Annotated in this window: 10 protein-coding genes and 2 pseudogenes; 7 read left to right on the forward strand and 5 right to left on the reverse strand. The window is 67.2% G+C overall.

The features are described from left to right. Window positions 1–233 precede the first annotated feature (233 nt). Window positions 234–1,457 carry an MFS transporter gene (locus tag ACFVTC_RS02420; protein WP_390123086.1) on the forward strand — a complete coding sequence of 408 codons (1,224 nt, stop codon included), beginning with the start codon at window positions 234–236 and terminating at the stop codon, window positions 1,455–1,457. 41 nt (window positions 1,458–1,498) lie between these two features. Continuing rightward, window positions 1,499–1,927 (forward strand): annotated as a pseudogene (locus ACFVTC_RS02425) (Rrf2 family transcriptional regulator); the annotation flags it as partial. Window positions 1,928–2,110: 183 nt separating this feature from the next. Here the strand turns inward: ACFVTC_RS02425 and ACFVTC_RS02430 are convergent. The 3 genes from ACFVTC_RS02430 to ACFVTC_RS02440 all read right to left on the reverse strand — a co-directional run bounded on the left by ACFVTC_RS02430 (window position 2,111) and on the right by ACFVTC_RS02440 (window position 6,289). Further along, on the reverse strand, window positions 2,111–4,474 hold the full coding sequence (locus ACFVTC_RS02430) for a glycoside hydrolase family 65 protein (RefSeq protein WP_390123088.1): 2,364 nt from the start codon (window positions 4,472–4,474) through the stop codon (window positions 2,111–2,113). Further along, window positions 4,471–5,205 carry an HAD family hydrolase gene (locus ACFVTC_RS02435; protein ID WP_390123090.1) on the reverse strand — a complete coding sequence of 245 codons (735 nt, stop codon included), beginning with the start codon at window positions 5,203–5,205 and terminating at the stop codon, window positions 4,471–4,473. The genes ACFVTC_RS02430 and ACFVTC_RS02435 overlap by 4 nt, the downstream gene beginning before the upstream one ends. A 475-nt stretch (window positions 5,206–5,680) precedes the next feature. Continuing rightward, on the reverse strand, window positions 5,681–6,289 hold the full coding sequence (locus ACFVTC_RS02440; RefSeq protein WP_390123093.1) for a TetR/AcrR family transcriptional regulator: 609 nt from the start codon (window positions 6,287–6,289) through the stop codon (window positions 5,681–5,683). Between the two features lie 287 nt (window positions 6,290–6,576). Between ACFVTC_RS02440 and ACFVTC_RS02445 the strand changes: the two genes are divergently transcribed. Next, on the forward strand, window positions 6,577–6,705 hold the full coding sequence (locus tag ACFVTC_RS02445; RefSeq protein ID WP_390123095.1) for a hypothetical protein: 129 nt from the start codon (window positions 6,577–6,579) through the stop codon (window positions 6,703–6,705). Window positions 6,706–7,064: 359 nt separating this feature from the next. Here the strand turns inward: ACFVTC_RS02445 and ACFVTC_RS02450 are convergent, their stop codons facing one another. Beyond that, complete coding sequence (locus ACFVTC_RS02450) at window positions 7,065–7,907, reverse strand: MBL fold metallo-hydrolase (RefSeq protein ID WP_390123097.1); 843 nt, start codon at window positions 7,905–7,907, stop codon at window positions 7,065–7,067. A gap of 1,312 nt (window positions 7,908–9,219) precedes the next feature. Here ACFVTC_RS02450 and ACFVTC_RS02455 point away from each other — a divergent pair. The 4 genes and pseudogenes from ACFVTC_RS02455 to ACFVTC_RS02470 all read left to right on the forward strand — a co-directional run. Next, on the forward strand, window positions 9,220–9,435 hold the full coding sequence (locus ACFVTC_RS02455; RefSeq protein WP_390123099.1) for a hypothetical protein: 216 nt from the start codon (window positions 9,220–9,222) through the stop codon (window positions 9,433–9,435). A 76-nt stretch (window positions 9,436–9,511) separates the two neighbouring features. Continuing rightward, entirely contained in the window at window positions 9,512–10,087 is a 576-nt protein-coding gene (locus tag ACFVTC_RS02460) for a SigE family RNA polymerase sigma factor (protein ID WP_390123101.1), read from the forward strand. A 50-nt stretch (window positions 10,088–10,137) separates the two neighbouring features. Beyond that, window positions 10,138–10,599, forward strand: a complete 462-nt coding sequence (locus tag ACFVTC_RS02465) for a hypothetical protein (RefSeq protein WP_390123103.1) — start codon at window positions 10,138–10,140, stop codon at window positions 10,597–10,599. A 278-nt stretch (window positions 10,600–10,877) separates the two neighbouring features. Continuing rightward, window positions 10,878–11,036: pseudogene (locus ACFVTC_RS02470) on the forward strand (transposase); the annotation flags it as partial. Between the two features lie 11 nt (window positions 11,037–11,047). Here the strand turns inward: ACFVTC_RS02470 and ACFVTC_RS02475 are convergent. Continuing rightward, the gene (locus ACFVTC_RS02475; protein ID WP_390123105.1) at window positions 11,048–12,487 is read right to left on the reverse strand and encodes a dihydrolipoyl dehydrogenase family protein; all 1,440 of its coding nucleotides are present in this window, start codon (window positions 12,485–12,487) and stop codon (window positions 11,048–11,050) included. Window positions 12,488–12,587 lie beyond the last annotated feature (100 nt).

The raw sequence follows: 12,587 nt of genomic DNA on the forward strand, positions 1-12,587 counted from the left end.
ACGCCGTCCCCGCTCCTACCCAGCTGCCCTGCCCACTCGAATTCTCGATGTGATCAAGGACGTCACATCGAGCAGTGGAGCCGCCCGGCGATCCACCGGCCCAGCGCTCGCCCCCTTCTCAGGTCACGCCGCTGTGACCCCTGCCGCTCCCCGCCATGGCCGCGGCACAGCCGCCGCGCGACAACGCGGTACGGGCCACCCGCGGCCCCCGATCCTTCCAGGAGAGAAAAAGCATGAGTGACCACTCCAGCACGGCAACGGTCGTCGGTCGGCCGGAACCGCTACGAGCAGCAGCTCACGCCACACCCTCGCCGCGGAGCAACTGGCCGGCCGTCGCCTCGGTCGCCTTGATGTCCTTCGTGCTGGTGCTCTCGGAGTTCCTGCCGATCGGGCTCCTGCCCGTCATCGGATCCAGCCTCCACGTCTCCGTCGGCACCGTGGGCCTGGTCGTGGTCGTACCCGGCCTGGCGGCGGCCGTCACCGCGCCTGTGCTCACCGTCGCCTCAGGAAAGCTCGACCGGCGCCACGTCCTCATTGCGCTCGCGATGTCTTTCACCGTCTCCAACGTCGTGGCCGCTCTGGCCCCCAACATGCCGGTGATGGCAGTGGCCCGAATCCTGCTGGGCGTCGCCGTCGGCGGATTCTGGGCGATGGGTGCCGGCGTCGCCGCCCGACTGGTGCCCGCCGAAGCGGTCAACCGCGCCAGTTCGCTGATCACCGCCGGAATCTCCGCCGGCACCGTGGTCAGCCTGCCGCTCGGCGCACTCGTAGGACATGTCGCCGGATGGCGGACCGCGTTCTTCATCGCCGCGGGCGCCGCTCTGCTCGCTCTCGCGGCTCTGGCGCTGCGTCTCCCCTCGCTGCCGCCCACCGGCGCGGTACGCATGGCCACGCTCACGTCGTCCCTGCGCGTTCCTGCTGCCCGCATCGCCCTGCTGGCCACCGCTCTGATCTTCCTCGGGCACTTCGCCGCCTACACGTACATCACCCCCTACCTGGGGGACCGGGCACACTTCGGCTCATCCGCGGTGACCCTGGTTCTCCTCGGATACGGCGTGGCAGGGCTGGTCGGCAACTTCGCCGCGGGCGCGGTCATCGGCCGCAGCCTGCGCACGGTCTACGGCACCGCGGCCGTCCTGGTCGCCGCCGCGGTCATCCTGCTCACCACGCTGACAGGCGCCGCACCCGCGGTCGTCGTCCTCGTCGTCCTCTGGGGTGCGGCCTTCGGCGCGGTGCCCCTGGCGCTGCAGACATGGATCCTGCAGGCGACCCCCGACGCTCCCGAGAGTGGCCTGGCGCTCCTGGTCAGTGTGCTGCAGATCTCACTCGCCGCGGGATCACTCGTCGGCGGCCTGATCGTCGACGGATACGGCATCTCGACCGGTTTCGCGCTCGGCGGCGTACTCGCCCTGCTCAGCGCGGCCACTCAGATCTTCCCGCGGCTGTCCCGCGGATGAATCCCGCCGCGGTATGAGGTTCGGTCAGGAGGAGGGAACGAGTGAGCGCGAACAGCAGAATGACGATTGCCGTCCATGCGCTGACCGCGATGTCGCTCGACCGCCAGGTCCATGAAGTCACCACCTCGCAGGCCATCGCGGACCGCGTCAGCACCAACGCCGTGGTGATCCGCGGATGTCTCGGCGTTCTCCGCAGAGCCGGCCTGGTTCACTCAAGAAGGGGAGCAGGAGCAGGCTGGTTTCTGGCCCGGAAGCCTCAGCACATCACCCTCCTCGATGTGTACTCGGCCGTGGAAGCCGGAGGCCCGTTCGGGATGCACCACATGCCACCGAACAGCGACTGCCGGATCGGCTTCGGAATCCAGCCTGTCCTGCGGGTGGTGTACGGCAGGCTGGAGGAGCGGATGCAGAAGGAACTGTCTCGCACCACGATTGCTGATGTGCTGCGAGATGTCCTTGTTCAACAGCGGTGGAAGATCCGGGGGCTTGGGCCCGACGGCCGGGGTTCTCCTGATCAAGAGGGATGCCGCCCGCCCGGAACTCCTCAAGTCAACTGCGAAAGCCAGAGGTTGTTGCGGCCCGTCGAAGTACGAGTGAGGGGCATGCACATTTGCGTAGGCGGCTGAGCCTGGGGCGGGGTTGCCGCCCGGTCGTCACTGGTTCCCATGGTGCAACTGGAGTTGACCCGGGCTGCGGCCCGGAGGTTGTTCGGGGGTCGGGCGGACGGTGGGGACGGGGACGGGGCGGCTCACAGGAGAGTCGGCCGTGAGGGTGAGTGCTTCGCCATGGTGCCGCACGGTCATCGTCTGGCCGGCCAGCAAGGTGTAGGTGGCGATTCCCGTCTTGATCTCCACTCGCAGGCGACGGCCCCAGATCCCCATGTGGAAAGCGAGCCGGCTGAGGTTCTCGGGCAGTCGGGGCGTGAACGACAGCGTGTCGCCGTCGTGGCGCAATCCGCCGAAACCGCACACCAGGGCCATCCAGGTTCCGGCCAACGAGGCGATGTGCAGCCCGTCCCGAGTGTTGCTTTCCAGGTCGTTCAGGTCCATCAGCGCAGCCTCGGCGGCATAATCGTAGGCAAGTCGTTCATGGCCCACCTCCGCGGCAAGGACCGCCTGGCAGCACGCGGACAATGACGAGTCGCGGACCGTCAACGGTTCGTAGTACGCGAAGTTGCGGGCCTTTTGTTCGGTGTCGAAGGACTGGCCGCACGTGTACATGGCCAGCACCAGGTCCGCCTGCTTCACCACCTGTTTGCGGTAGATGTCGAAGTAGGGGAAGTGCAGCAGCAAGGGGTACTGGTCGGGTCGGGTCGCGGCGAAATCCCACAGCTGGTGACCGGTGAACCCCGCGTGCTGCTCATGCACTTGCAGGTCGTCGTTGTAGGGCAGGTGCATGGCCTCCGCGGCGTCGCGCCAGGCCGCCGTCTCCTCGTCGTCCACCCCAAGAGCCGTTGCCTGGTCACGGTGACGTTCGGCGCAGTCGGCCGCCGCGCGCAGGTTCCTGGCAGCCATGAGATTGGTGTAGGCGTTGTCGTCGGCGACCGCGCTGTACTCGTCCGGTCCGGTCACACCGTCGATGTGGAAGATGCCGCGGTGGTCGTGATGGCCCAGCGACATCCACAGCCGCGCCGTCTCCACAAGGAGTTCCACCCCACTGGTCTGCTCGAAGTCCTCGTCGCCGGTGGCGGAGACGTAGCGGATGACGGCGTCCGCGATATCGGCGTTGACGTGGAAGGCGGCAGTGCCGGCCGGCCAGTAGGCGGTGCACTCCGAACCATCGATGGTCCGCCAGGGAAACGCGGCTCCCCGTAGCCCCAGCTGCTCGGCCCTGTCCCGGGCCGCGGGCAGGGTGCTCTGCCGCCAGCGCAACGCCTCGGCGACGGCACCGGGCGAGGTATAGGTGAGCAGCGGCAGGACGAAGGTCTCGGTGTCCCAGAATGAGTGGCCGTCGTAGCCGGTGCCCGTCAACCCCTTGGCGGGGATGGCCCGCAGTTCGGCGCGGGCGCCGGCCTGCAGCACGTGGAACAGCGCGAACCGTACGGCCTGCTGGATTTCCTCGTCTCCGTCGACCTCGACATCCGACCGTGCCCAGAACGCGTCCAGGTAGTGCCGCTGCTCATCCACCAACCCTTGCCAGCCGGTGCTACCAGCCGCCGCGAGCGCGGCTTGCACCTGGTCGCGCACGGCGGGCAGGGAACGCATGCGTGACCAGCCGTAGGCGACCCGCTTCTCGATCCTCAGCTTCTCGCCCGGGAGCAGCATCGAGGTGACAGTCAGACGCGCGACGTCGTCGCTGCTCTCGCCACTGATCTGCGTCTGCTCGGGCCCCTGTACGGTGTGGTCGGCCGAGGCCGCGACCCGCAACTTGCTGTTGCGCGTGCAGTGCATCAGCAGGAGACGGTTCCCCAGCGCACAGTTCTCCTCCGCATCGAGGGGCCTCTCCACGGCCGCGGCTGCGCGGGGATCGCCTGCGACGGGCGGAAGTTGTTCGTTGGCAACGAGTTCGGACTGCACCACGACGCGCACCGGGGCGTCGACCGCTTCGACCTCGTAGGCGATCGCGGCGATGGAGCGCTGGGTGAAGGAGACCATCCGAGTTGAGCGCACCCGTACCGTGCGGCCCGCCGGCGAGGTCCACGTACAGCTGCGGTGGAGCAGTCCGGCACGCATGTCCAGCACACGCTCGTGGCTGCGGAGCCTGCCGTAACGCAGGTCGAAGGGCTCGTCATCGACCAGGAGCCGCAGAATCTTTCCATTGGTGACATTGACGGCTGTCTGGCCGGACTCGGGGTAGCCGTACCCGCCTTCCGCATAGGGCAACGGGTGTACCTCGTGGACGCCATTGAGATAGGAGCCGGGCAGCCCGTGAGGCTCGCCCTCGTCGAGATTTCCACGCCAGCCGACATGACCGTTGGAGAGCGCGAAGACCGATTCGCTCTGCGGCAGCAGATCCAAGTTGAGAGGCGTCTCCTTCAGAACCCAAGGATCGACGGCGAAACAAGAGTCCGTGATCATCCCTGGTGCTCCAGCTCAGCGAGGTCCTGCACGACGATGTCAGCGCCGTGGGCGAGCAGTGCGTCCGCTTGACCGACCCGGTCGACGCCGACGACGTAGCCGAAGTGGCCCGACCGGCCGGCATCCATTCCTGCCAGTGCGTCCTCGAAGACAGCCGACACCCGCGCTGTGACACCCAGGTCCTTTGCGGCGGCCAGGAACGTATCAGGATGCGGCTTGCCGGGAAGCCCGCGCTCCGCGGCCACCAGCCCATCGATGCGAACGTCGAACAGCGACTCGGCCCCGACCGCCACCAGGATCTCCCGGCAATTCGCGCTGGAGGACACGACACCCGTCTTCAGGCCGTGCTGCCGAACCGTTCGGACATAGCGCATGGTGCCCGGGTAGGCTTCGACACCCTCCGTGCTGATCTTCTCCAACAGAAGATCGTTCTTGCGATTCCCCAGCCCCTGCACCGTGTCCCCCTCATCGTCCGGGGAGCCCTCGGGAAGCCTGATTCCGCGCGAGGCGAGGAAGCTGCGCACACCGTCGGCGCGTGGCTTTCCGTCCACGTACTCGTCATAGTCCTGGGTGACGTCGAAGGGCGTGAAGCCGGATCCGTCGCGCCGCAGGAGGAAGTCGTCGAACGTCTGTTTCCAGGCGGCCGCATGTACGACGGCCGTCTTCGTGATGACACCGTCCAGGTCGAACAGGCACGCTTCAATCGATTCCGGCAGGCTGTACGGCCTCATCGAGTGCCCCCTCCAGGAGAACGTCGCTGAGTGAGCCGAGGGTGATGTTCCGCTGCTGTGCCGGGGCGCCTTCTGGCCGGCGGGTGAACACCTTCCGGCCGCGCCGCCGCCCAATCATTACGATCCTCCCGGTTCCGGTCGAGTGCAACAAAGCGTGTGCCCCGGACGGCCGGGGTGCACCAGAGGGTTCACTCCTGCGTGGCGGGGGTCATCAAAAACCCGGCAGGTAACGCGGTACTCACTCGGCAACGGCGGGCCCATGATTCCGTGCGCCCAAAAGCAGGAGCCTCCCATGCAGAACCCCGAACGTTCAGCCATCGCTCCAGCTGCCATTGGGTTGGCCCTTGCCGGTGCCGTCGTCTCTGAACATCCTTGATGGGCTTCGGAAGTCGTCGATGGGCTTCGGAAGTCGTCGCCGCTCTTGGCAGCCGACGTCCAGCCGTGGGAGTCCAGGAACGGGCGGCCCTGAGTCGCGTCAGTCGAGGGAGTGGTCGCGGCCGGTGCGCAGGATCTCGTCGGAGAGTTCGGGGCCGACGTGGTGGACGGCGCGGGCGAGTGTCAGCGCGCCGACCATTTCGCTGAGCAGGCGGATGGCCCTGTGGCGGGCTTCGGCCGGGTCGAGCTCGTGGTCCTTGTCCTCGGCTTCGCGCAGGAACTCGGCGGTGAAGCCGGTGAGGTATCCCTCGACGCCTTCGGCGTACGCGCTCTGCACGGCTTCGCTGTGCCGTCCGGCGTCGGTGGCCAGGGAGGCGGAGGGGCAGCCGCCGTCCGGGGCGTCACGGTGCGCGGTGGACAGATAGCCGGCCACGACCCGCTCCAGCGGGGAGCCGGTCTGGTCCGGACCGTCCTCGATCGTGCGGGCCAGGACCGTGAGCGAGGCGGCGTAGGAGGCGGCGCACACCTCCACGGCCAGGTCGTTCTTGGAGGCGAAGTGGTTGTAGAAGCCGCCGTGGGTGAGTCCGGCTTCCTTCATCAGATCGGCGATGCCGACCGCGTCGATGCCCTGCGAGCGGAACATGCGGCTCGCCGCGTCGAGGATGTTCTGCCGGTTGCGGGCCTTGTCCTGCTGGGTGATCCGCGGCATGGCCGTCCTCTCGCGTCGCTCTCGATTCGACCCCTTTAAGGATGCGTGTCATCATAGCTGGATTTTCATGGATGCTCATCATCGAGTTCGTGGATGGAGGGCGTCGCGCGCGCCATCAGCTACGACCCGTACGGAGAAGCCAGGCGGGTACTGCGCCTGAGCATGCCGGCCCCGGCCTGTCCGCGATTGGGACACGGACAACAACGGCTCTGGTCATGCGTCCCGAATTTCGCCCCCGGGCTCCTTTACCACTCGCGGAGCCCGCAGTCCAGACATCCGTCTTCGACATGGGGTTCAGACCTGCCGAGTTCGTCCAGGCCCGATGGCGCGCGATCACCGGTGTCCGCCTGATCGCGTTGATCTGGGCAGGAGCCCGGATCGGTGTCCTCGACGAGTGGCAGGAGCGGGCCGCATGATCTGGGCCAGGACCGTGACGCAACGCTCTCCCGAGCAGACTCCCTGATATGCCAGATTTCTGGGTGAGCGACCAGGGCGACAAGTACCACGGCTGGAAGGGCTGCAGGGCCCTTGAAAGCGGACAGGCGTGCGCAGACGCGCAGACGCGCACGAGGGCTACGAGCGGCACAACGTGATGCGGTACGACAACGAGGATGCCGCTCGAGCCACCGCCAAGGAGCACGCCCGGTGCGAGGCTCGCGCGCGTTTCGCCCGGGGGCGAGGTGAGGGGCTTGCCCGGCTGTCGGAGCAGGCTCTCAAGGATCTGGACCATCCGAACTGGCCAACGAGCCGTGACCGGGCAGACGAGGCCCAGAAGCTATTGCTCCGGCGAGAAATTGTAACGGTCACCGTGCGTCAGATAGTGGAATCTGACGGGCGTCGATGACTCGGCGGCGGCGGTTTTAAAGTCGTCGAGACCGGAGCGGAAAACCGAGAAGTCGTTGTAGTGGATCGGGATCGCGGTGTGCGGCTTGACGATCTCAGCACAGCGGACAGCCTGAGCCCCGGTCATAGTCACCGTAGTCACGAAGAGCGTCGTCCCACCCGCATGGAACAGTCCTAGGTCGATGTCGGGATAGTGCCGGGGGACGTCATGCAGGCGGTTGTGCAGCATCGTGTCGCCGCTGATGTAGAGCCGGAAAAGGCGTTGGTCGCCGTTGTAGAAGTCGAGCAGATTTCCGTTGACGGGCATCAACAGGTCGGCCATCTCGAAGTCGCTGGTGTGCTCGGCAGGCATGGCCGTCACTACGAGTCGGGCATCGCCCTTTCGTACCGTCTGGCTCTCCCACGTGTCCAGCGCGCTACCGTTGCTGAAGCCAAGCGATCGCAGCTCCTCGATCGCGTGCTTCGTGCTGACCACCGGGATCTCCTTGTCGAGATCCTGAGCCGCGACATGATCGAAGTGATCGGCGTGATAGTGCGACAAGATGATCAGGTCGAGTGCGGGCAAGTCGACTACCTGGCAATCTGGCTCCATCTCGCGCCGAGCATAGATACCGTGCCCGAGATGGAGATGGTCTCCCCTGTGCAAGAACGCGGGATCCGTCAGAATCGCGAAGCCTGCAAAGCGAATCAACGTTGTTGCGTTGCCAATGAAGTAGACCTCACCTGAGTCGAAATCCTGCCCCTCTCCTTGAGGGAGCGTGAGAATTGCATTCATCAGAACCTCGCTCTCATGTATGCGGTTCGCCCGGCGACAGTACAGAATTCTGCTTCCTCCAGGATTAACCACTATAGTTCCGCTGGCGTCACAATCGGGATCGCGCATTGCGGCCGCCGAGTGCTGTGCGTGCGGTGCCAGTTGCGGCCTGACGAGAGGCGGAAATTCGTCGGCGGTGGACATTTTGGGCGGCCCGGCAGCGCGGAGAGGAGCCGCAGCTTTGTCTGCGCCCGACGGAGATTACGACTCGGTCCTTTGAATACGGCAAATGGGGCAACAGTCGGTGGAAATCATCAACGGAACACCACCCTGGCCATCCCCGCTGCGCTCGGCCTGTCCCATTTGCCAGTATCCCGCGACCTTTCAGGTGATGCACATCCTCTTCAGCTCGTGGTTCGAGCAGGAGCGCGGTGTCCGAGTCGCGCGAGCGGGAAGGCCGGAACGACTGCGGTTCCGTACTGGGGTGCCTGTTCGGGAACGTCTCCCTGGAGATGAGCAACCAGGCCGGTGCCCTGCGGGGGCGCCTCCAGGCCGTCTTCAAGACCCAGGTCGAAATGGTGGACGCGGTCATCGCCGATGTCCCGGAGCGTGGCGAGGTGACCGTCGTCGACACTCGCGCCCGGCCGGCTGACATCGCATGGGCTGGTCCGTCGGCTTCTGGCGGGCGTGGTCGCCGGAACGCTTTTCCTCGGCGAGGTTGTGGTCAGCGCGGAGGGCGGCATCCTGCCGGTGCTGGTGATGCTCATGGCTATCCCGGTGGTTGGCGTGCTAGCGGCCGCGTGCAGTGACGACATTGCAGGAAGCAGCCGCCGTCATCCCTGGTTGTGGTCACGCACGCTTCTGCGGGCTGATTTTCGAGCACTCGCCTGGCGCGGGAGGCTGCGTGCCACGGTTGACCTGCTGTGGAACCGACCCCTGCCGTTTGAGAAGCCGGGCCACCTCGGGTGCGGGTCCGAGAGGCCGGGGGAGGCTTGATGGCTTGGCCAATCGTCGCCGCCTGGGTCGCATCTACCCGGTATCCCGAGGGCTCGGGTTGCCGCTGGCCAACCGCATTACGAGCGAGGTGAGATGGTCACAGACCTGACCTGTGGTTCCCCGCCTCCGATGGAGTGGGTGGCGCGTCCTCATGCGTACTGTGATTCCGTCTGACTCCTCGCCGGTTCTGGGACGAGAGTGGCAGGGCCGCACAGCCCCTCAACGGATCACGCGCATGGCCCGCATAGGCGCTGTCCACTCGCCCAGTTCTGCGATGAGGACCCGGCGGGCCGGTTCGTGGACTGTGATCGACCCCGCATCGCTGGACAGCGCGTCCGTGGCCGACCTCGCGGCGTTCGGCTCACCGTTCAGGTGCTGCGAGGCAGATGACCGGGAGGTATCCGCAGGCCAGATCGGCGAAGGCTTCGAAGTCTCCAAGGGCACGCTGATCGCGGACACGGACACGGACACGGACGGCGTCGGCTTCACCTCGAACCTGGTCCGAACCCGTCGCCGAGCGGGGCCTGTTCCTTCTGACGGCCCGGCAATGTGACCCAGGTCTCAGGATGTGCATGCAGCATCCAGGACCGCTTTCCCGTCGGAGAGGGGTGACAGGAAGGGATGGGGATGTGGACCTGGCAACCGAGCGCGATGTCCTTGTCGGAATCAGTGAGCCCATATCAGCGGAGGCGGAGTACGACTTCCATGACTTCGTCGTCGGCCGGTCGGCCATGCTGTTCCGCGGGGCTCTCGTCCTGACGGGAAACCGCGAGACCGCGGAGGACCTGGTCCAGGAGACCCTGGAGCGGGCCTGCCGCAAGTGGCGCACCATCGCCGCCAAGGACGCTCCGGAGGCCTACGTGCGGCGGATCATGGTGAACCTGGTCAACGACCGGTGGCGGAGGTTCCGTCGTACGGTCCCGCACCAGGACGGTGGTGACCGTGCCGCCCCTGGGGACCAGTACGGGCAGGTGGACACGAGGGACCAGCTGGTCCGGGCCCTCCAGGGTCTGCCGGTTCGCATGCGGACGGTCGTGGTACTGCGGTACTTCCACGATCTGTCGGATGACGAGATCGCGGCCGACCTGAAGATCTCACCGAGCACCGTGCGGTCTCAGCTCGCCCGCGGCATCAACAAGCTCAGAGGTCAGTTCCCCACGCTCTCCAGCCCTTCACCACAGCAGCCCACGGAAGGAATCCGATGAGATCAAACGATTCGCAGCCTTCTGGCTGCACACTCTTCGAACAGGAACTGATGAACGCTATGAACGACTTCGTGAGCACCGCCGACACGCCGCACTTCGAGACGGCCGTCATCGAGCGCGGAGCTCGCCGCAAGCGGGCCACGGCCATCGCGGGCATCGCCACCGCCTTGGTCGTGGCCTGCGGCGCAGGCACCGCCCTGGCCGCCGGCGCCGTCGGCAGCAGCAGCGGTTCGCACGCCTCGGCGCAGACCGCCGCCCACAGCACGGCCGCCGACCGCACCACCTTGCTCGTCCGCACCAGCGACGGCAGGATCGCCAAGGAGCAGCTGGCCGGTGCGAGCGCGGCGAGGGCCAGGGTGGCGCTTGTCCACTTCAACCTCACGCCCACATTCACCCGGGTCCGGATGCCCGACTGCAAGAAGCAGCAGGACGCGGTCGTCGCGCTTTCTCCGCACGCCCCGACAGTCGTCCACGCGGGTGACACGGTCCTGGTGACCACCTGCTACCGCTGACCCTGACCGAACCGGCCTGACCGTACAGGGGCCGGACAGTGGGTGGTGGCCCCGTCGGAACCGGGGCCACCACTCCTGCATTCTCCACCACGCCTCCGCCCCTGGACGATGTGCGTCCGTGCCGATCACCTCGACCGGCCCGTAGAGCAAGTCCGCTCCGCGGCCGGCGGCTACGTCGCTGCTGCGCCTGCCAGTTGGGCCGTGCGTCGAAAGTAGATCTTGGGTTGTGAACGCTCAGGCTTCATGGGCGGGGAGATCCCACGGACGAGCGGTAGGCGGTGCCGGAGCCGCTGTTGACGAAGGCTGTCAGCGCGCGGCGGCCGTCTGTCCGCCCTCGACGGAGGCCGATTGATGGCATACGGTTCCGGATCCGGACGGGTGTTCCGTGGCGGGACGCACCTGTCGAGTACGGGCTGTGGGGCCGGATCGCATGCCGGGTGGGGCGTGTTCAGCCGCGGTGGGTCTCCAGCAGCCTCAGCCAGACTTCGCTGAGGGTGGGGAAGGCGGGGACGGCGTGCCAGAGTCGGTCGAGGGGCACCTCACCGGCGACCGCGATGGTGGCCGAATGGACCAGTTCCCCGACACCGGGGCCGGCGAAGGTGACACCCACCACGGTGTTGCGGTCGGTGTCGACGAGCATGCGGGCACGGCCGCGGTAGTCCTCGCCGTATTGGTGGGCGCCGGCGACCTTGGACAGGTCGTAGTCGACGACGTCGACGTGGCGCCCGATCCGCTCGGCCTCGCGGCTGGTCAGGCCGACGGAGGCGATCTCGGGGACGGTGAAGACGACCTGGGGGACGGCCGTGTGGTCGGCGGTGGCGACATGCGCGCCCCAGGGGGCGTCGTCGACGGGTTCTCCCTTGGCGCGGGCGCCGATGACGGTGCCGGCGATCCGCGCCTGGTACTTGCCCTGATGCGTCATCAGCGCGCGGCGGTTGACGTCGCCGACGGCGTAGAGCCAGCCGCCGTCGATGCCGGTGACTTGGAAGGTGTCGTCGACGGTCAGCCAGTCGCTGGGGGTGAGTCCTACCGTTTCCAGGCCGATGTCCCGGGTCTGTGGGGCGCGGCCGGTGGCCAACAGGATCTCGTCCGCGGCCAGTTGTCCGCCGTCGGAGAGTGTGATCCGCACCTCGTCGGCTTCGCCGCCGTCGCGGTGCACGGAGGTGGCGGTGGTGCCGAAGCGGATGTCGACGCCTGCTTCGCGCAGTGAGTCGGTGACCAGTTCGCCGGCGAACGGCTCCATCCGTTCGAGCAGACCGTTCTCGAGGACGAGCATGGTGACCCGGGAGCCGAGTGCCTGCCAGGCGGTGGCCATCTCGACGGCGACCACACCGCCTCCGACGACGGTGAGTCGGCCGGGCACCTTGCGGGCGCTGGTGGCCTCGCGGCTGGTCCAGGGGCGAACGGTGTCGAGTCCGGGGACGGGAGGCAGAGCGGCGCGGGTGCCGGTGGAGAGCGCGACGGCGTGCCGGGCGATCAGGGTGATGGTGTCGCCCTCAGGTGTCTCCACGGCCACCCGCCGGGGGCCGGTGAGGCGCCCGTGACCGCGTACGAGGTCGACGGAGACCGAGTTCAGCCAGTCGGCCTGGTCCTCGTCCTTCCAGTACGAGGACATCCTGTCGCGATGTGCGAGGACCCGCTCGACGTCCAGCGGGCCGGCCACCGCCGGGTCGAGCCCCGGCACGCGGCTCGCGTCGGCACGTGCCACCACCGGCCGCAGCAGCGCCTTGCTCGGGTCGCAGGCCCAGAACGAGCACTCACCGCCCAGGAGTTCGCGTTCTACGATCACGGTGCTGAGTCCTGCGGCGCGGGCGCGTTCGGCCACGTTCTCGCCGACAGGGCCCCCGCCGATGACGATCACGTCGTAGGTGCGGGTCGTCTCGTTCATCGATGCTCTGTTCCTCACTGTTTCGTTCCTCAATGTCTCGTCCCCACTGGCTTCCGTGACTCGGGCGGACACCCCGGCCACCGCGGCCCGTTGACCGGCC

It is taken from the genome of Streptomyces sp. NPDC057950 (assembly GCF_042887295.1).
GTDB classification, from domain to species: domain Bacteria; phylum Actinomycetota; class Actinomycetes; order Streptomycetales; family Streptomycetaceae; genus Streptomyces; species Streptomyces kaempferi.

Bases quoted from the DNA above. Each gene is read 5' to 3' on its own strand.
- ACFVTC_RS02435 (WP_390123090.1), bottom strand. From the start codon at position 5,205: ATGAGGCCGTACAGCCTGCCGGAATCGATTGAAGCGTGCCTGTTCGAC.
- ACFVTC_RS02450 (WP_390123097.1), bottom strand. From the start codon at position 7,907: ATGAATGCAATTCTCACGCTCCCTCAAGGAGAGGGGCAGGATTTCGAC.
- ACFVTC_RS02440 (WP_390123093.1), bottom strand. From the start codon at position 6,289: ATGCCGCGGATCACCCAGCAGGACAAGGCCCGCAACCGGCAGAACATC.
- ACFVTC_RS02465 (WP_390123103.1), top strand. From the start codon at position 10,138: ATGAACGCTATGAACGACTTCGTGAGCACCGCCGACACGCCGCACTTC.
- ACFVTC_RS02475 (WP_390123105.1), bottom strand. From the start codon at position 12,487: ATGAACGAGACGACCCGCACCTACGACGTGATCGTCATCGGCGGGGGC.
- ACFVTC_RS02420 (WP_390123086.1), top strand. From the start codon at position 234: ATGAGTGACCACTCCAGCACGGCAACGGTCGTCGGTCGGCCGGAACCG.
- ACFVTC_RS02445 (WP_390123095.1), top strand. From the start codon at position 6,577: ATGGGGTTCAGACCTGCCGAGTTCGTCCAGGCCCGATGGCGCGCGATC.
- ACFVTC_RS02430 (WP_390123088.1), bottom strand. From the start codon at position 4,474: ATGATCACGGACTCTTGTTTCGCCGTCGATCCTTGGGTTCTGAAGGAG.